We start from the raw sequence: 16,456 nt of genomic DNA on the forward strand, positions 1-16,456 counted from the left end.
AGGTCGCTTCCGTGGCCGTGTCGCGGAGTGCTTCGCCCCGACCGGCTGACGGGGAGGGGGCGGGGCGGGTCCGCCAACCGTCCGACAGCGCCCACGGTCGGGCGCCGATCGACGGGACCATTCCCCGAGCCGCCTCACATCGCTGCGTGCCGTCGCCTCTCGGCGGGTGCGGTGTGCGCGTCGCGGTGGCCACCCCTCGCCCGAGGGACTGCTGGTCGACCGTGCCGGCCGTGTCCTTTTCAGCCGCGCCCGAGTCTCTTTCGAGCGCGGCCGACCCGTCGTACTCGTCCAGGATCAGTCGGAGGTCCGACGCAGGACCAGGCTGACGAAGCCCCATGTGTTCCGGTAGACGCGCAACCATTCGGTGCGGCGGGCCGAGGCGGTCTCCAGTACCTGCGCGCTGTCCGGGTCGGCCGGATGGTCCAGGGCCCAGGAGGCGAGCGACCCCCAGCAGGCCCACTCGTAGTCGTCGAGCTCACGGCGCGTGCTGACATGCCCGTGGACGGGAGTCCACCCGTCGGCGACGACGCGGTCCACGGTGGTCGCGAGGTCGGTGAAGTCCCCGAGCATCTCGACGGCTTCCGGTGTGGGCTCATGCTCCCAAAAACCGTCACCGATCAGGACGCGTCCCCCCGGAGCCAGGTGCTTGCGAGCGGCCGCGAGGGTGGGCAGCAGGCCGCCGAACGCATGGGTGGCCCCTACGCTGGTCACCAGGTCGTACGAGTGCGCCGAACGGAAGTCGGCCGCCTCCTGATGATGCAGCGTGAGGCGGGCCCGGACGCCGAGGCGGACGGCGGAATCGTGGGCCTGTCGAAGGGCGTCCTCGGAGACGTCGACGCCCTCGGCGGTCAGGTTCGGGTGCGTGGTCATGGCGCGCAGCAGCCATTCCCCGCTGCCGCAGCCCAGGTCGAGTACGCGCGCGTCGCCGTGCGGGACGCCGTGTGCCAGCAGTTGCCTCACGGAGTCGTCATCGAGTGGGGACTTGATGGGGTGGTCGGCATGGGCAAGCCCGGAAATCTGTTCACGGTTCACCGGCACAGCCTGACAGCGGGGACGGGCCGCACGCATGGCATTTCTCCCGCGGACCGGGCCACTGCCGCACAGCAACCGAATCACAGCGACCGGCGACGAATCCGGTCACCGAAGTGGCGTTGGAAGGCTTGGCGATGCCGGAGCGGGAGCGGACGGGGGTCCGGCAGCCCTACGGTGGTCGATCTTCCCGACGCCGACGGACCACGGCGTACCTCCGGGGTGACCGGTTCCTCGGTCGAGTGGGGTCCGTCCGCCCGGTCACAGAGCGGCCGACTCCGGGAGGCCGGCCGGATCCGGCACCGGCTCGGTGGGCTTTCGGTCAGGATGCAACGCCGCGGCCCGGATGGTGTGGTGGTCGGCTCCGGGTCGCCCGTGGCGAGGTGGCAACGAGCGGGGAGCGGGTCGGGCCTGAAGGTGCAGCATCCACACCTTCTCTCGGCCGCCCTGTTCGCCTGGTCGGGCCACTCCACCGTTTCATGGGCGGGCGCATCGGCGGCGGCCCTCCCGCAGGCAGGGATGAACAGGCCTTGCTTGCTTGCGGGATGGGACTTCCGGGGCGTGGACCGTCGGATGTCAACAGGGTGTGCCGAGGTACGAGTTCGCGCTCCGGCTCGGGAGGGCCCGCGGGGTGACCGGTCGTGAGGTGACCGGATTCCGGGGCGGCCGGGACGTGGACGGCGTCTGCCGCGCCGGTGCCATGTCGTGCCGCCCCGATGGCCGGGCCCTGCCGAGGGGGCCTGCCGAAAGGCGAAGGCCGAATGCCGAAAGCCGAATGCCGAAAGCCGGTGGCTCGTGGTCGCCGGCCCTGTATGGCCCGGCTGATGTCGCCTGGCAGGCAATGCCTTGCCGTCCGGTCCGGAGCGGTGGGCGAATGGGCTCTCGGGTGCTGGTCAGGTGTGAGGGGTCGAAGAGAGGAGTCCGGGCGGGAACCCCGGCCCGATTCCGGCGGGCCGGGGTTCCGTGTCAGGCGAGTGACTCGGTTACCACTTGCCCCCGTGGCGGTGGTCGATCACCCGGAAGCTGCCCACGACACCGTCGCGGACGTGGACGCCGCCCCGGACGCGGCCCGGGAAGACGCCGTCGCTGGAGCTGTGAGGTCCGACGGTGGCGATGGGGGCACCGTTGTCGCAGGTGGCCCCGCGGAAGACCTCGACGGTCCGGCGGCTGTCGTTGCGGATGTTGAGGCTCTTGGAGCCGAGGCCGCTGACCACGGTGATGCAGCCACCGCGTTCGTCGGAGTAGGTGCGCTCGTTGATGTGGATCCGGCCCTCGAAGCGCTCCTCCTCGTGGCCACGACGCTCGAAGCCACGGCCTCCCTCGCCCCTGCCCTCCTCGCCCCTGCCTTCGTTGCCCTTGCCTTCGTTGCCCTTGCCGGAGTCGCCACCGGTGAGGGCCGAAACGGGGGCGGCGGCCTGCTGGACGACGGGGGCGGCCTGGGCCGGCTCGGAGGTGGCGGCCGACGCGTAGGTGATGCCGGTGGCGGCCAGGGCCGCCGCTGCCGCTACCGCGGCGGTAACAACGGTGGAACGGGTAACCATGTCACTTCTCCTGTCTCAGAGAGGCCGACTGATCAGTCGACCCGTGATTGAACGTACTGACGGTCCACATACCTGTCATATCGGATGCATTGGTGAAAGGGGGTGGGTCTCCTATTGGGGGACAACCCATACGCCAAATGCTATTGCCGGATAATATTATTAATTTCCAACTTGGCTCAAAAATCGGTGAGTTGATTATTCGTTGGTCTGTCTGGGCGACTTCCTGATTCCCGGTCACTCTGACGCCAGCGTGTCCGTCTTTGACACCCGCCGAAACCGCGTCACGCCAACACTCCGAACGCCCGCCGCCCGCCCCCGACCTGCAACAACGGTGCTGATGAACCGCAGCTTCGGCGGGCTCGCCCCCCCCCTGACCGCCCCGGCGCAGGCGCCAGGCCGGGCGAATACCGGGCCATCACCTGGGGGTGATCCACGGCCGACTTCGGCGGCATGAGCCGCGACGTGCCGCGCATGCGTGAGGCTGCGACGGGCCCGGGTGGGAGCGGGCGCGTCCGGAAGTCAGACGCCGTCCCTTCTTCTCATCCACGTCAGGTCGTGCCGGGGCTGTGAATGGGGCAGGCCGCGAGCCGTCGGCGGAGCGGAGTTCCGCAGGTGTTCCTGAGGAAGTACCGGGAAGCGCGCCGACTCCGGCAACCGGAAGTACTCGACCAACGACGGCTTCGGTGAGGTCAACGGCCGGATCGACAAGGAGCCGGCCAAGCTGTGCCGGGGCCGGCGTCCGGACCGATTCGGTTCTGAGTACGACGGCTGCCCAGCGCGCGCCGGTGACTCGTACGCACAGCATGCGCTGCCGCCGCAGAGCCTCAAAGCCCCTGAGGCGGAAGCCACTTGCGACTACCGCTTCTATGAGGCGGCCAAGCCGTCCCGGGTGTGGCCGGGCAGTATGGCCCCGTGGTTCGAGCAGCCGGGAGACGGTCGGCAGATCAAGCTCGACGCGGCCCTCCTCGATCCGGACCATGGGCAGCGGCTGAACGTCGAGTGGTTGCTGGAGCACTCCTGCCCCACGCCCGTCCGCGCGTAGCGTCAGCGTGGAACACCGGGAACTGCACGCGGCGCTGAGCGCGGCAGGAGTGGTCGACGGCTACTGCCGCATCGAGGGCGTTCACGCACCGGTCCCCACCCCCACGGATTTTCTGTTCCCCGGCAGGCATGCGATGGGATGCGGGAGACCGGTGCGTACGAACGGCGTGGGTACGAGGTCATCGTCCGCCACCCGAGTGAATGCGCGGCCCGCGCGCGTCTGCTGCGCCGTCTCCTGTGAATCGGACCTCGGTTCTCACGCCGCTGCGCAGGGCTCGGACCCGCGCTCGGGCCCGCACCACGACGTGATGGTCGTCAGCGCCCGTCGTGACGAACGCTCCGTAGGCTCGCGGGCAGGCCGGTACCCGAGCGCGCTCGAAGAGACCTCCCCTGCAGGCCGGCGGCAATGTCCCGGATCGCGGGGAGCCGCGCGAACAGCGCTTCCCCGGGACAGTTGGTGGCAAAGCCGTCGCGATGTCCTGAGATGGCGTCGAAATCCGCTGAAGTTCCCCTGGCGTAGCGGCTCTCGTCATTGGTGGATGTGAGCCGCACCTTGCCGGTGGGGTCGACGCCGCTCAAACCGAGCTTCCAGGCGGCGAGGGCGGCGATCGCGTGCTCCATGGCCGCCGGCACCGGCGTCCCCGGCCCGAAAGTGCCGATCGCGGCGATTCCCGCCGTGCCCTGGTTGAACCCGAGGGTGTGGGAGCCGATGACGGGTCGATCGGCACCACCGGCGCGACCTTCGTAGATGGTGCCGCACTTGTCGACGAGGAAGTTGTAGCCGAGGTCTCCCCATCTCCGGTCACGGGTCTGGCCCGTATAGAGATTGCGCAACGTACGCGGGACGTCCGCACAGTCGTAGTCGTTGGGGGTGTCGGTGTGATGGATGAAGACCGCCCTCACCCCTTCCGCATAGTGGGCATGGGGGTCGCGTTTGGTCTCGTCCGCCCGCCACCGCGTACGCGACACGATGGCGGGCTGCGGTGCCGCACGGGGGAACGCCACGGAAGCCGCCCCGAGGGCCGGGAACGGCCGGGAGGGACCGCCAGTCGCCCCCTCCGGAAACGTCCCGGCCCGCCACACGGCGAGCGGGCCCTCCGGCGTTGTTCTGCCTGCACCACCGGCCGTCGCCGCCCCTGGGGGCGCGGCCAACAGAGGAACCGCCATAGGAGTCGCGACCCACAGCGCTATTCGATACAAACGCACAGGGAAACCTTCTTCTTCTCTCGCTGAGAGGACGGCGGGAGCGCGTATGCCCACAGCTTTGCGGTGGCGGGTTCGCTGCGCGCGCCGGGCTGCTGCAGTCAGGCGAGCGTGTCGACAACCCCACCCAGGAGGGCGCTCCCGGCCGGCGCCGGGGTCGCCGCAGGGAGGCCGAGCGGTGCCGCGTCACCCATCCTGCTGGCGGGCTTATCGCCGACCACGGCGTGGAACCGATCTATGCATGACTGAAAGTGGGAGCCCTTATATCTCGACGCCCAGGATCGTCGTGCTCGGCGTGCAGCCCGGCGATCCGCCCTTTCGCCTGGTGGAGATCGATGGCGAGGTCGTCGGCGAGGCCACATCGGTGACGGACGTGCTGCTCACCGCTGCGGCCGCAGGCATCACCGTCCATGACCTCGACGACCCGGGCCTGATCCGTTGGGTGGGTGGCGGCAAGTTCCACTGGAGGCTGCACTAGTGCCGTGACCGGCAAGCTTTGCCCCGTCGTGCCGCCCAGCACGCACGCTCGCGGCGTTGGCCAAAAGTCCTGGTAGCTTCGCTACAAGGACTTCCGGCCGCCTTGCGATCTCACGCACTGGACGACACTCCTTACGGGGCAAACATCGCCGGTCACGGCACTAGGCAGATGCGACGCGCGGGCAAGGAACCGACTGCCGAGGGCGAGAGAGCGGCCATCGGCTGATTCCTGCTGCCGCGAGCTCCCCTGTACGGTCTGCGAGCTCGCCGCGCGGGCCCACGTGCGCGGAGGGCTGAGGCGCGATGACGCCCCCGCCCGGCTCTCCGCGTGGCCTGCCCGGCTGGGCGCTCGGCCATTCGGATCGGGGCCGGGCGCCGGCGCCGCCGAGACGTGTGAGGCGGTCGGGGAGGAAGTGACGCGTCACCAGCGGCGCGTCGCCCCGTCCCGGGTCGGGAAACAAAGGTGCTCACCCCTGCCCACTGCGTCAATAACGCCGCTGCACCCCTCGACCTGCTGGTCATAGGTGGGCGCACCGACATGGGCAGCACCCGTGGATGCGAAAGGCGGACGGCCGCAGGCGCGGCCGGTCGAGGGGTGGCGGAGCGGTCCGTCCTTTTCGGCCCCGGTGGCTCCGGGCCGTGGGGCGGATCGTCCACCTGTCACGCGGTGAAGCGATGCGTTCCCGGCGGCACCGCGTCCGACGGCTCCGAGCGCGGACCTGAAGGCCCGGGCGGCCGCCCGGGCCTTCGGTGCCATGATGATCGTCACCGGTGGGGCCCGTGCTGGTGGAACGCTCGGCCGGTTGACCGCGCCCCTCGCACCGCGTTCACAGACCGTGATGTCCGTCGAAGGAGAGCACGTGGAAGACCAGGCGCAGCAGGAACAGGCGAGCCCCGAGGTGCAGGACCGGATCCGGTCCAGTTTCGACCGCCAGGGGCTCATGGGGCACCTCGGTGCGCGGATGACCCGCATCGGATCCGGACGTGTGCACATCACGCTCCCGAGCCGTCCCGAAGTCACCCAGCAGAACGGCTACTTCCACGCCGGTGCCACCAGCGCCATCGCGGACAGCGCCGGCGGTTACGCCGCCTTCACGCTGTTCCCCGAGAACACCGATGTGCTCACCGTCGAGTACAAGATCAACCTGCTGGCGCCCGCCGTCGGCGAACACATAGAGGCCGTCGGGACCGTCCTGAAGTCCGGACGCACCCTGACCGTGTGTCAACTGGAGGTGTTCGGAGTCCAGGACGGACAGCGGAAACTCGTCGCCAACGGGCAGCAGACGCTCATTCGCGTGAACAGGGCCGCTCCGTGAGCCCGCAGCCGTCGTTGCCGTCCTGGGTGACCTGGTGGCAGAGGCCGTTCCCCGACGCCAACACACTTCTGTTGCCAGGACGCCAACCGGCCCTGGTCGACAGCGGGTTCGTCGGCCACGCAGAGGAGACGGCCGACTGGGCGCGTGCGCACGCCGGGGACGTCCACCTGGTCGTGAACACGCACTGGCACTCCGACCACGTCGGCGGCAACGCCCTTCTCCAGGCGAGGGGCGCCGGCATCGCCGCCGGAGCACCCGAGGCGGAGGCGATCTCCCGCAGGGACCCGGGCTGTTGCGCGGCCGAGTACCTTGACCAGCCGGTCGCCCCGTACACGGTCGACGTACCGCTCGACGACGGACAGATCCTCCGGCTCGGAGAAGCCGACTGGGAGGTCATCCGCACTCCCGGGCACACTCCCGGACATCTGGCGCTGTGGCAACCGGAGGAGCGCCTGCTGGTGGTCGGGGACGCGCTGTCGGACTACGACGTCGGCTGGGTGAACCTCGCCCTCGACGGTCTCGACGCCGCCACGACAGCGCTCGCCTCCTTGAAGCGGATGGCCGAACTCTCCCCGCGCGTGCTGCTCCCCTCGCACGGGCCCGTCCCGGCGGATCCCGGTGCGGCGTTCGCCACCGCCCTGCGCCGCGCCCGGCGTCTCGTGGACGACCCGGAGGGAGCGGTTTGGTACGGAGCCCGGCGGATCTTCGCGTCCGCCCTGATGATCCGCGGCGGCATCCCGGTGGACGAGGTAGAGCCCTACCTGCACGCGCGGGCCTGGCTGACCGACGCGGCACGGCTCCTGGGTCGCACGCCCCAGGCGCTCGCCGCCGAGCTGACTACCACGATGCTTCGCAGCGGCGCCGTCGTCCTGCGCGACGGACGGCTCCACGCGGCTGCCGAACACGCCCCGGTCGCACCGGAGTCGCTGAATGCGCCTCACCCACGCGCGTGGCCGGCAGCGGAGCCGTACTGACCCGCGGCGGACACGGGTGGCGAGGCGTGGCACGGCTGCTCGTCGTCCGCTGCACGTCCTCACGACGTCCGTGCACCGGCGGCCACCGAAACTGTGCTCGGCTTGTGAGGCGAATCCGATATGTGTCATGGCGAGGGTTCCGGAGCGGCGCCGGCGCAGCGCGCCGGTTGGCTGCCGATCGCATCGTTCGAGCATCGGCCGACGTCGCACCGGTGCGAACCTGTGGCGTGCCGGGATTCGTACGGCAGTCGCATTGCGTTTGTGGTGGATATTTTCATGGGTTCGGGAGATGGTTTTCCGTCAAACGAGATTCTTCTCGTGCTGATGTGGATTTCAGTAATCCTGACTAATTCTTGATTTCTCGGAATGGGTTTTCTTCGATGGATTTGTGGCAGCTTTCAAGGCGTGGCCCTGAAAGCAGGGCATCCCGATCCCGTAAAGGACATCGATGAAACTCCGTACCTTCCCGTCCCTTGCCGTCGCGACCGCGGTACTCGCGGTCGGCGGAATGCTGGCGGGCACCGCTCAGGCCTCGGTGTCCGCACCGGCCGGCGCCCGCCACACCCAGGTCTCCGGTGCGCGCCCCACGTCCGACACGCTGATCTACCCGAGGGCGACGCTGCAGAAGAACCAGGCCTGGACCTCGGGCAACGGCCGGGCCATCCTGCGGGTGCAGCAGGACGGGAACTTCGTCCTGTACAAGGACGGCCGCCCGGTGTGGCAGGCCCCTGGTGCCTATCCCAACGGCGACCACGCGGTCATGCAGGAAGACGGGAACTTCGTCCTCTACGACCGCGGAGGCAGGCCGCTGTGGGCCTCCGGCACCTGGCGCAAGGGTGCCTACCTCGCCATCCAGGACGACGGCAACGTAGTCGTCTACAACGCGGACAGGCGCCCGGTCTGGGCTACCAACACCGGGGACTGATCCCCACGGCGGTATAGGTCCGGGATTCCTTCCCGTGACCCTTTGAGGGCATCGGACCCAGTGGCTTCACGGGTCTGATGCCCTTTCTCCTGACCAGCCTGCGGGCTCGGTCTTCTATTGCCGGGGCGCGAACGCCTGTATCGAGCGGCCAGGGCCCCGGCGATTTGGTGATCTGGCCGGTTGTCCAAATCTGCAGAGCTTCAGGATTTGACGGACAGCCCTTAGGGCGTGCTTCGAAAGTCCCGCCTGCCAGGCGGCGTCTGGCACGCACGCTCGCTGCGTTGTCGGGCCCGCCCCGATACGCCCAGTATCGGGGCGACCCTCCGCCTTGCGATCGCACGCACCAGACGCCGCCTGGCCCGCCCTGCGGGCGGACGACGCTACTTTCGAAACACGCCCTAGCATCACCGGTCATGGACATCACGCTTGTGCGATCACGATGGCGGGCCGTACTCGCCATGTTCGCCGTGCTTCCGTGGGGGCTGGGCCTGCCGTTGGCGGCCCTCGCCATCGGATGGGACGCCGTCATGGGGCAGCCCGATGTGCTGGGCACCTCGATGGCTGTGGCAGCAGGTGCGGCGTCCTTCGCAACCGTTCCGGCTCAGGTGCAGACCGTCAGGGCTCTGCTGTCCAGACCCCGGCTCACCCTGGAGACGGACGCCCTGGTCATCCATGACCCCGTGTTCCTCCGTGAAGGCGCCCGGATCGCGCGCGGGCGAATCGCGGAAGTCGGTCGGCTGGACTGGAAGGACGCCGAGATCAGCTTCCGCATCGGCCACGACACGGCGGAGCTGACTCCGTTCCGCGAGCCGCTGAACGTGGAAGTACGGCTGCGCGGCGACCACGGGTTCGCCTCGGCCCGAAGGCTTCACCACGGCACCTGGATCTGGCGCTTCGCCCGCAGGTGGGACCGATCCCCGCGGTTTCCGGTGCAGGGCGACCGCTACCGAAGGATCCGCATCCGTGCCGGACACCCGGTGGACGCCCTCACCGCCCTCACCGAATGGGCCACGAACTCAGCCGCTCCTGACGCCGGGAGCCCGCATCGTGGAACGGCAGGCGAGCCCCTAATGTAGGGCGTGTATCGGAAGGGATCTCGAGGTGAGATGACCTCGTTCCGGCGGCGTGTGGAGATCTGACGGGTACGCAGTGGGCCTGCTTGGACCCGGTGTTGCCCAGGGGCAGGAAGCCGGGTCGTCCGCCGATATGGGCCAGGCGACAGCTGATCGACGGCATACGGTTTCGTACCCGCACCGGGGTCCGGTGGCGGGATGTGCCGGAGCGGTGCGGGCCCTGGGGGCGGCGCCCGCCTGGGTTCGGGGCGTCCGCGGACCCGGCCCGGCCGGGTCCGCGCCGACAAAGTATGCGTCGCGAAAGAACCGCGCCTACCTGCGCCGACGCGACATCCGCTGCACCATCCCGGACAAGGCCGACCAGACCCGCAACCGCAAGAAGCTCGGCTCGCGTGGTGGCCCGGCCGCCCAAGTCCGACGCCGAGGACTACAAGACTCGGCATGCGGTCGAGTGCGGAATAAATCGCCACAAAAGGCACCGAGCTGTGGCCGCGAGATACGACAGGCTCACGGTCCGCTACGAGGTCACTGTCCTCGTAGCGGCCATCAACGAATGGCTGTGACCGGCACCGTCAGGAAAGGCGGGCGGAGGGCCGGTGGAGTTCCGGCGGTTCAGGGGTTGATGCTGTGTTCGGTGAACTGGCCACAGGAGCGGAACCCCAGGCGGCGGTAGACGGGCTCGCCGTCGGCTGACGCCTGCAGGACCGCGATGCGGTGATCTCGGTCGCGGGCCGTGCGGAGTGCCGCGAGCGTGACAGCACCGCCGTAGCCACGTCGGCGGTGGGCGGCCAGGGTGGAGATGTTGTAGATACCGGCGACCCCCGCATGATGAAACACTTCAGCCGAACAGACCGGACGGCCCTCCACGTAGCCGACCAGGTACCGGGCCGGGCAGTGCGCTGCCAGTGCCTGCGGGGCGGCCTGGGCGAAGAAGCGGCGGACGGTGTCAGCAGGCGGGTCCCAGTTCGCGGCGAGAACCATGGCGTAGTCGGCAAGCTGTTCGGGCGTGGCCACCCTCTGGATGTCCAGTCCTTGGACGACGGGCAGTGGCAGGGTGTCGTCCAGCTCGGCCCACATCGCCGTCTCGCGTTCGGACGCCGACAGACCGGCCGCCGTCAGGCGGGCGGTGAGGTCCAGTGGTGTCGAGGCAGGCCCCACCCACCAGGAGAAACGGCGGCCAGTGCGGGCCAGCGTCCGAGCGGTCTCGGCGATACGTGCCGTAGCGTTGGTGACGGTGAAGCGGGCCGCGGCAACGATGTTGAAAGTGTCGTCGTCCAGGCCGCTGTCGGCGACCAGGAGGTCACCCGCCTCTGTGACGTCCGCACCAGTCATGCTCCGATGCAGGTGACAGGCGTGTTCCGCCAGGTTCCTTTCCATCCTGTCCATCAAGTCGGCTTCATTGAGGAGATGATCATTCATAGCGATTGATCCCAGCATGACTGGGCGCAGATCGCATGCGATTTTGGGTCGTCCGCCGACGGTGTCGTGCCGGCGACCAGCAGATTCGATTCACGGCCTAAGCGCTGTCCCGTGATCCCTGGTGGAGCAGGGCGAGGTGCCGCAGCTGTCGTCGTGCGCCCGCCAGGGGTTACGAGACAGACTTTAGCGGGACCCCGAAGCTCAGGCGGGTTGCCCCGGTTCACGGTGATCAGTGGGGCGTGAGCGCGGGAAGCAAGTGGACACGACCCCTTGTGACCACGGAGGTGTCGAAGCTTCACGATCTGAAAGGATGCCGTGTCCGTTCCCCGGGCCCTCCCACGCCCGCCGCTGCGCTGTCAGCAGCCCGCATGTGGAGTCGGCCCGAGCCCACGGCGAGGAAGTCGCCGCGCCGTTGGCCGAGTTCGCCCGCATTCCCGATCCTCCTGCCGGGCGCGGGCGCCGCTTCCCGCTACCGTCTCTCCTGGCGTTGCCCGTGTGCGCCCTGACTCCGGCGGTTGTTCGGCCTGCTCGATCCGGCCTGCCGGGGCACGGCCGCCCCGACGGCAGCCGCGTCGTCGTCTCGGGCGAGAGTCGCACGCAGCAGGTCCAGGAAGGCCGCGGCAGCGGGGCCGGAAGGGCCGTCCGTCCGCCAGGCCAGGGCGATCCGGCCGCGTAGTCGTGGTTCGGTGATCTCCAGCGTCCGTAGTCCGAAGGCTGACGCCGCGTCGCACCGGAGCGCCGGAACCACCGCTACACCGAGACCGCGGGCGGCGAGCTCGGCAAGGAACAGTGGGGCAGCCGCCTCGAAGGCGATGCGAGGCTGGAACCCGGCCTGCGTGCATGCCCGGTCGAGTACCCCTCGGACGCCCGTGCCGCGCGGCAGGCTGATCAGTGGACGATCCCGGAGTTCGGCCAGCGGAATGCTCGTGCGTCCCTCGTGCATGATGGCCGGATCGTCCGCGGGAACGGCGGCGACCAGGGGTTCGTCCACCACGACCTGGAGGGAGATGCCCGGTGGGGGTTCCTCGTCCATCAGCCCGATGACGGCGATGTCCAGGTGCCCGCGGTTCAGGGCGGCGAGCATACGCTGCGACGTGTCCTCGGTCAGGACGATCTCCACCTGTGGGTGGTCATCGTGGAAGCCGGCGAGGACGGAGGCCAGGTCGAACTCGTGGGCGGCCGCGCCGGCACCCGAGACGAGGCCGACGCGGACGTGGCCGCGGAGCAGCCCCGTGAACTCGTCCACGGTCTGTCGTATCGCCTCGACCGCGGTGAGCGCTGCCCGCGCGTACGGGAGTACGGCCTCACCCACTTCCGTCGGGGTCACCGACCGGGCGGAGCGGTCCAGCAGCGGCTGGCCGAGTTCCCTTTCGAGTTGCCGGATCTGGGCGCTCACCCCAGGCTGTGCCAGATGCAGGCGGGCGGCGGCGCGGGTGAAGCCTGCTTCCTCCACCACTGTGACGAAGTACCGCAGCTGCCGAATGTCCATAACTGGTGATGCTAGCTGCGAGACATGCAAACTCTTGGACTTGTGGCAGGGCTGCCGTGACCCTTGATGCCATGAGGAGAGCGACATACCAGCGACCGACTGCGGAGATCAGAGCGGCGATTGCCGCTGAGCGCCAGGAGTTGGCGGCCGTGCTGGACGGGCTGTCGGAGGAGGAATGGGACGCGCCGACTCTGTGCGCGGGTTGGCGGGTGCGGGACGTCGCGGCCCATATGTCGCTGGGGTTTCGGTACTCGTTGCCCAGGACGGCGTGGGAACTCGTCCTAGCGCGAGGCAGCCTTCACCGGATGACCGATCGATGCGCGCACAAGGACGCGGCCACTCATTCGACGCGTGAACTTGCCGCACTGCTCAGGGACAACGCGGATCACCCCTGGACGCCGCCGGTCGGCGGATTCGCGGCGGCCCTGGGCCATGACGTGATCCACGGCCTGGACATCACCGTGGCGCTGGGCCTCGGCCGCCGGGTTCCCGAAGACCGTCTGCGTATCCTTCTGGAGAGCGTCGACGCCAGGACCCTCAAGTTCTTCGGAGCCGACCTCCAAGGCATCGAACTCCGCGCCGACGACCTCGACTGGTCCTTCGGTGCCGGGACGCCGCTGTCCGGCGCCGCACAGGACCTGCTTCTGCTCGTATACGGTCGTAGGCTTCCTCCGGGGCGCCTCCACGGTGAATCGAGCGATCGCTTCGTGGCCGTCCAGACGTGACTTCCGCCGTCCAGGTGTGCCCGCGGCGGCTCGTGATCGGTCATCTCTTCGATCCCGAACAGTGTCGCCCGGACTGCCTCGGCGGCACGCCGTGCGACACCACGGCGAGGGCGCTCGATGCCGGTCGCTCGTCGAAGGGACGCATCGCACCGGCCGGTGAGCAGTACAACGGTCCTCCGGTCCCGCCAGTACGCCGGCTGTCTGCATCGGCTGGATCGCGCCCCACGGACGCTGACCACCCGTGCACGCCCGGTGAACCACGCGGGACACCGCCTCGCAACGGGCTCGGACATCAGGTGTCTGCGTCAAGGCACGCGCCGTCGCCGACGGAGATGGCGACGGATTCGTAGCCCGTGGCCAGTCTGCGTTTCATGGCGTGGACCTCGACACAGAACGCGGTGTCCGTGCCTTCGGCGGTGACGGTGTAGTCGGCCTGTTCCGCGCCTCCGTCGGGCGAGCTGCGGTCCGCGGTGGCAGCGGCGACCACCGAACTGTCGAATGTACCGGGCTCATCCGTAAGCGAGTTGAGGGAGGGAGTTCGGCCGCAACCGCACCGCAAGCAGCACCGAAGCGCCGATCGGGCAGCGCCCGGTGTATGGCCGTCTGACTTCTGTGGTGCCGTGCCGCTGCGGGCCGGGGCACGCCTACGATGTCGCGCCATGACAGTTCTGATCATCGGCGGGAGCGGCTTCCTGGGGGCCGAGCTGATCCGGCAGGCGGTAGCGGCTGGGCACACAACGGCCGCCACCTACGCGACCAGGCCCGGCGGCACTTCCGAAGTTGCGTGGCATGAGCTTGATCTGCGGCATGCCGCACGCGTGGACGCTGTCATGGCTGAGGTCGGCCCGCATCTTGTCGTCAACGCATCGAGCGGTGGGGCGGACTGGGCGGTCACGGCGGAGGGCCCCGTCCGGCTGGCGATGGCGGCAGCGAAGTACGGAGCTCGCCTGGTCCACGTCTCCTCGGACGCGGTATTTTCCGGCGCCCGGGTCCATTACGACGAATCGTGCCTCCCCGACCCCGTAACCCCATACGGAGCGGCGAAGGCGGTAGCGGAGACCGGGGTCCTCTTCGTGAATCCGGAGGCGGTCGTTGCCCGCACATCGCTGATCATCGGGTATGGACGTTCCGTACATGAGCGCGCCGTGCACGAACTCGCCGCCGGAACGCGCGACGGCGTCCTGTTCACCGACGACATACGCTGCCCGGTACACGTCGTCGACCTGGCCGCCGCCCTTCTGGAACTGGCGTCGCACGACAAGGCCGGCATCCACCATCTCGCCGGTTCCGACGCCATGAGCCGTCACGCACTCGGCATCCTCATCGCCCGGCGGGACGGACTCGACGCCTCCCGGCTGCCCGCGGGCCTGCGGGCGGACAGCGCGCTTCCCGGGGCCCTCGACGTACGCCTCGACAGCGAGGCGACCCAGCGGAATCTGAGCACCACGCTGCGCGGTGCTCACCGGTTCTGTGCCGCGACGGCGTGACCGCCTTGCCCGACGGCCTGCCTGAGCAGAAACCTGAGCAGAAAACGCTGGTGGTTCTGCCCACCACTGATACCCGACCACGGAATGTGTGCCAGAGCCCGAGATTCGGCAGCACCCTGCCTCCCTCGCGGGCCGACGGGGCCGTTCCGCGTTGGAGGTACGGTCGGCCCATGACGCACTTCACGCAATCCCTGGTGGCCTGGTGAGCGGGTGGTGGACCTACCTGGAGGATCGGACCCGCCGGGAGGTCGACGAGAACGTGCTGCGCGACCGCCCGTTCATGGCGGTCAAGGCCGTATGGCAAGCGCTGCGACCGCTGGGGCTGGGACTGGGCGAGGCGGAACAAGTGGTCCACGCGCGCTACGAGGTCTTCGGCGACCGCGTGCGGCGCACACAGCCCGATCCGCTCGATGTCCCCTCGCTCGCGGCCCGTGCTGTCGCCCACCCGGGCCGGGTGGTCGCCGTCGAGGCTCTCTGGGACGGCGACACCGTTCACGACTGGTTCGTGCTCCTGGTAGCGGTCATGGACGACCCCTCCGGGGAAGCGCATCTGGCGACCGTCTACCGCCGCACTGGCGGGCCTGCGCCGGGAACCGCAGCGGACAGGGCGGGGAAGGCCTTGGCCCACCATCTCGGAGTGCCCTTCCACTTCCCTTCCCCGGACGTCCCGGACGACGAGGCGCCACGTCGGCGGACGGTCCAGCGCCTGTCCGAAGCCCCTTGACCGGGAGCGCAAGCGGATGAGCCGGAACACCGTTCTGCCCTTCGCCCGTGCTTGTTCGAAGACCCGCCATACCATCACCCGTCGGCGCTCAACCGGCCAGCGCTCCAAGGAGATCCCAGGTACGACGCCGATCGGCGGTCCCGGCGATCTCGGTGCCCGAGAACACCACCTCCGTCGCCCCGGCATCCCGGTACCGTCGCACCTCGGCGGCGACCGCCTTCTCGTCACCGATCACCGCGACGTCGGAGGCCCGCAGGGCGCCGGAGAGTTCGATGACACGTGCGTAGGACGGGATCTGTTCGTAGAAGGAGAGCTGTTCGGTGGCCTTCTCGCGTACGGAGTCGACGTCGTCGGTGACCACTCCGTGCACCAGCGCGACGATCCGGGGCGCGGGCCGGCCGGCGGCCTCTGCCGCCGCGGTGACAGCCGGAACGATGTGCTCGCTCAGGGCACGCGGCCCGGCGAGATAGGGCAGGATCCCATCCGCCAGTTCACCGCTGGCGCGCAAGGCCTGGGGGCCCATGGCGGCGACGAGCAACGGCACACCGTTCTCGGCGCCCGGCACACGCGCGGGCATCGGTGTAGTGGCGGTGAGCAGTTCTCCGCGGAAGTCGGCGGTACCGGTCTCGGTCAACTGCCGCAGGGCGGTGAGGAATTCACGCAGCCGCGCGATGGGCCGTTCGAAGGGGATGCCGAAGCCCGCCTCGGTCAGGAGTTTGGTGCCGAGCGCCAGTCCGAGATGGTAGCGGCCGTGTGTGGCCGCCTGGGCGGTCTGGGCCTGACTGGAGACCAGCAGGGGATGGCGGCCGAATACCGGAATCGCCGACGTGCCCACGTGCAGACCGGGTACTTCTCGCCCGACGACTGCCGCGAGCTGGGGTGAGTCCGCGCCGAAGGTCTGCCCGAACCAGGCCGACCGCAGCCCGGCAGCCGCAGCCTCGCGCGCGAGTTGCACAGTGGCATCGATCTGGTTGGCGGAGTCCGTCGCGTTGAGTGCTACTCCAATGGTCATGTCAGTACGAACCGACTGCGG

General features: G+C 69.3%; 16 protein-coding genes and 1 pseudogene. 10 read left to right on the forward strand and 7 right to left on the reverse strand.

Annotated features, from left to right (window positions below):
- Positions 1–294: 294 nt before the first annotated feature.
- Positions 295–1,032, reverse strand: a complete 738-nt coding sequence (locus ACIQCZ_RS13240; RefSeq protein WP_402282021.1) for an SAM-dependent methyltransferase — start codon at positions 1,030–1,032, stop codon at positions 295–297.
- A gap of 980 nt (positions 1,033–2,012) precedes the next feature.
- Positions 2,013–2,570 (reverse strand): hypothetical protein, encoded by a 558-nt coding sequence (locus ACIQCZ_RS13245; protein ID WP_402282023.1) that lies wholly within the window; start codon positions 2,568–2,570, stop codon positions 2,013–2,015.
- 606 nt (positions 2,571–3,176) lie between these two features.
- Here ACIQCZ_RS13245 and ACIQCZ_RS13250 point away from each other — a divergent pair.
- Positions 3,177–3,612, forward strand: a pseudogene (locus ACIQCZ_RS13250) (TNT domain-containing protein); the annotation flags it as partial.
- A gap of 314 nt (positions 3,613–3,926) precedes the next feature.
- Here ACIQCZ_RS13250 and ACIQCZ_RS13255 read toward each other — a convergent pair.
- The gene (locus tag ACIQCZ_RS13255; protein WP_402282024.1) at positions 3,927–4,616 is read right to left on the reverse strand and encodes a peptidoglycan recognition protein; all 690 of its coding nucleotides are present in this window, start codon (positions 4,614–4,616) and stop codon (positions 3,927–3,929) included.
- Positions 4,617–5,055: 439 nt separating this feature from the next.
- Between ACIQCZ_RS13255 and ACIQCZ_RS13260 the strand changes: the two genes are divergently transcribed.
- The 6 genes from ACIQCZ_RS13260 to ACIQCZ_RS13285 all read left to right on the forward strand — a co-directional run bounded on the left by ACIQCZ_RS13260 (position 5,056) and on the right by ACIQCZ_RS13285 (position 10,142).
- Positions 5,056–5,292 (forward strand): hypothetical protein, encoded by a 237-nt coding sequence (locus tag ACIQCZ_RS13260; protein WP_402282025.1) that lies wholly within the window; start codon positions 5,056–5,058, stop codon positions 5,290–5,292.
- Positions 5,293–6,151: 859 nt separating this feature from the next.
- Positions 6,152–6,607, forward strand: a complete 456-nt coding sequence (locus ACIQCZ_RS13265; protein ID WP_402282027.1) for a PaaI family thioesterase — start codon at positions 6,152–6,154, stop codon at positions 6,605–6,607.
- Positions 6,604–7,581, forward strand: coding sequence for an MBL fold metallo-hydrolase (locus ACIQCZ_RS13270; RefSeq protein ID WP_402282028.1), 978 nt, complete (start codon positions 6,604–6,606; stop codon positions 7,579–7,581). Before ACIQCZ_RS13265 ends, ACIQCZ_RS13270 begins: the two co-directional genes overlap by 4 nt.
- Positions 7,582–8,029: 448 nt before the next feature.
- Positions 8,030–8,506 carry a hypothetical protein gene (locus ACIQCZ_RS13275; protein ID WP_402282030.1) on the forward strand — a complete coding sequence of 159 codons (477 nt, stop codon included), beginning with the start codon at positions 8,030–8,032 and terminating at the stop codon, positions 8,504–8,506.
- Positions 8,507–8,919: 413 nt separating this feature from the next.
- Positions 8,920–9,582, forward strand: a complete 663-nt coding sequence (locus ACIQCZ_RS13280; protein ID WP_402282032.1) for a hypothetical protein — start codon at positions 8,920–8,922, stop codon at positions 9,580–9,582.
- A gap of 59 nt (positions 9,583–9,641) precedes the next feature.
- Positions 9,642–10,142 carry a transposase gene (locus ACIQCZ_RS13285; RefSeq protein WP_402282174.1) on the forward strand — a complete coding sequence of 167 codons (501 nt, stop codon included), beginning with the start codon at positions 9,642–9,644 and terminating at the stop codon, positions 10,140–10,142.
- 49 nt (positions 10,143–10,191) lie between these two features.
- Here the strand turns inward: ACIQCZ_RS13285 and ACIQCZ_RS13290 are convergent, their stop codons facing one another.
- Together ACIQCZ_RS13290 and ACIQCZ_RS13295 are read right to left on the reverse strand one after the other, a co-directional pair.
- Positions 10,192–10,956: a GNAT family N-acetyltransferase gene (locus ACIQCZ_RS13290; RefSeq protein ID WP_402282033.1), complete on the reverse strand. Its 765-nt coding sequence runs from the start codon at positions 10,954–10,956 to the stop codon at positions 10,192–10,194.
- Positions 10,957–11,467: 511 nt separating this feature from the next.
- Positions 11,468–12,487 carry a LysR family transcriptional regulator gene (locus ACIQCZ_RS13295; protein ID WP_402282034.1) on the reverse strand — a complete coding sequence of 340 codons (1,020 nt, stop codon included), beginning with the start codon at positions 12,485–12,487 and terminating at the stop codon, positions 11,468–11,470.
- 71 nt (positions 12,488–12,558) lie between these two features.
- On the opposite strand from ACIQCZ_RS13295, the gene ACIQCZ_RS13300 reads away from it, so the two are divergent.
- On the forward strand, positions 12,559–13,212 hold the full coding sequence (locus tag ACIQCZ_RS13300) for a maleylpyruvate isomerase family mycothiol-dependent enzyme (RefSeq protein ID WP_402282036.1): 654 nt from the start codon (positions 12,559–12,561) through the stop codon (positions 13,210–13,212).
- A 292-nt stretch (positions 13,213–13,504) separates the two neighbouring features.
- Here ACIQCZ_RS13300 and ACIQCZ_RS13305 read toward each other — a convergent pair whose 3' ends face one another.
- Entirely contained in the window at positions 13,505–13,699 is a 195-nt protein-coding gene (locus ACIQCZ_RS13305; RefSeq protein WP_402282038.1) for a hypothetical protein, read from the reverse strand.
- Between the two features lie 172 nt (positions 13,700–13,871).
- On the opposite strand from ACIQCZ_RS13305, the gene ACIQCZ_RS13310 reads away from it, so the two are divergent.
- Together ACIQCZ_RS13310 and ACIQCZ_RS13315 are read left to right on the forward strand one after the other, a co-directional pair.
- Complete coding sequence (locus ACIQCZ_RS13310; RefSeq protein ID WP_402282040.1) at positions 13,872–14,699, forward strand: SDR family oxidoreductase; 828 nt, start codon at positions 13,872–13,874, stop codon at positions 14,697–14,699.
- A 202-nt stretch (positions 14,700–14,901) separates the two neighbouring features.
- Complete coding sequence (locus ACIQCZ_RS13315) at positions 14,902–15,423, forward strand: hypothetical protein (RefSeq protein ID WP_402282041.1); 522 nt, start codon at positions 14,902–14,904, stop codon at positions 15,421–15,423.
- A gap of 88 nt (positions 15,424–15,511) precedes the next feature.
- On the opposite strand, the gene ACIQCZ_RS13320 is transcribed toward ACIQCZ_RS13315, so the two are convergent.
- Positions 15,512–16,435: an LLM class F420-dependent oxidoreductase gene (locus tag ACIQCZ_RS13320; RefSeq protein ID WP_402282043.1), complete on the reverse strand. Its 924-nt coding sequence runs from the start codon at positions 16,433–16,435 to the stop codon at positions 15,512–15,514.
- Positions 16,436–16,456: the final 21 nt, after the last annotated feature.

Source organism: Streptomyces sp. NPDC093149, assembly GCF_044754145.1.
In the GTDB taxonomy this organism is placed as follows: domain Bacteria; phylum Actinomycetota; class Actinomycetes; order Streptomycetales; family Streptomycetaceae; genus Streptomyces.

Bases quoted from the DNA above. Each gene is read 5' to 3' on its own strand.
- ACIQCZ_RS13295 (WP_402282034.1), bottom strand. From the start codon at position 12,487: ATGGACATTCGGCAGCTGCGGTACTTCGTCACAGTGGTGGAGGAAGCA.
- ACIQCZ_RS13280 (WP_402282032.1), top strand. From the start codon at position 8,920: ATGGACATCACGCTTGTGCGATCACGATGGCGGGCCGTACTCGCCATG.
- ACIQCZ_RS13310 (WP_402282040.1), top strand. From the start codon at position 13,872: ATGACAGTTCTGATCATCGGCGGGAGCGGCTTCCTGGGGGCCGAGCTG.
- ACIQCZ_RS13245 (WP_402282023.1), bottom strand. From the start codon at position 2,570: ATGGTTACCCGTTCCACCGTTGTTACCGCCGCGGTAGCGGCAGCGGCG.
- ACIQCZ_RS13260 (WP_402282025.1), top strand. From the start codon at position 5,056: ATGACTGAAAGTGGGAGCCCTTATATCTCGACGCCCAGGATCGTCGTG.
- ACIQCZ_RS13290 (WP_402282033.1), bottom strand. From the start codon at position 10,956: ATGGAAAGGAACCTGGCGGAACACGCCTGTCACCTGCATCGGAGCATG.
- ACIQCZ_RS13300 (WP_402282036.1), top strand. From the start codon at position 12,559: ATGAGGAGAGCGACATACCAGCGACCGACTGCGGAGATCAGAGCGGCG.
- ACIQCZ_RS13275 (WP_402282030.1), top strand. From the start codon at position 8,030: ATGAAACTCCGTACCTTCCCGTCCCTTGCCGTCGCGACCGCGGTACTC.
- ACIQCZ_RS13320 (WP_402282043.1), bottom strand. From the start codon at position 16,435: ATGACCATTGGAGTAGCACTCAACGCGACGGACTCCGCCAACCAGATC.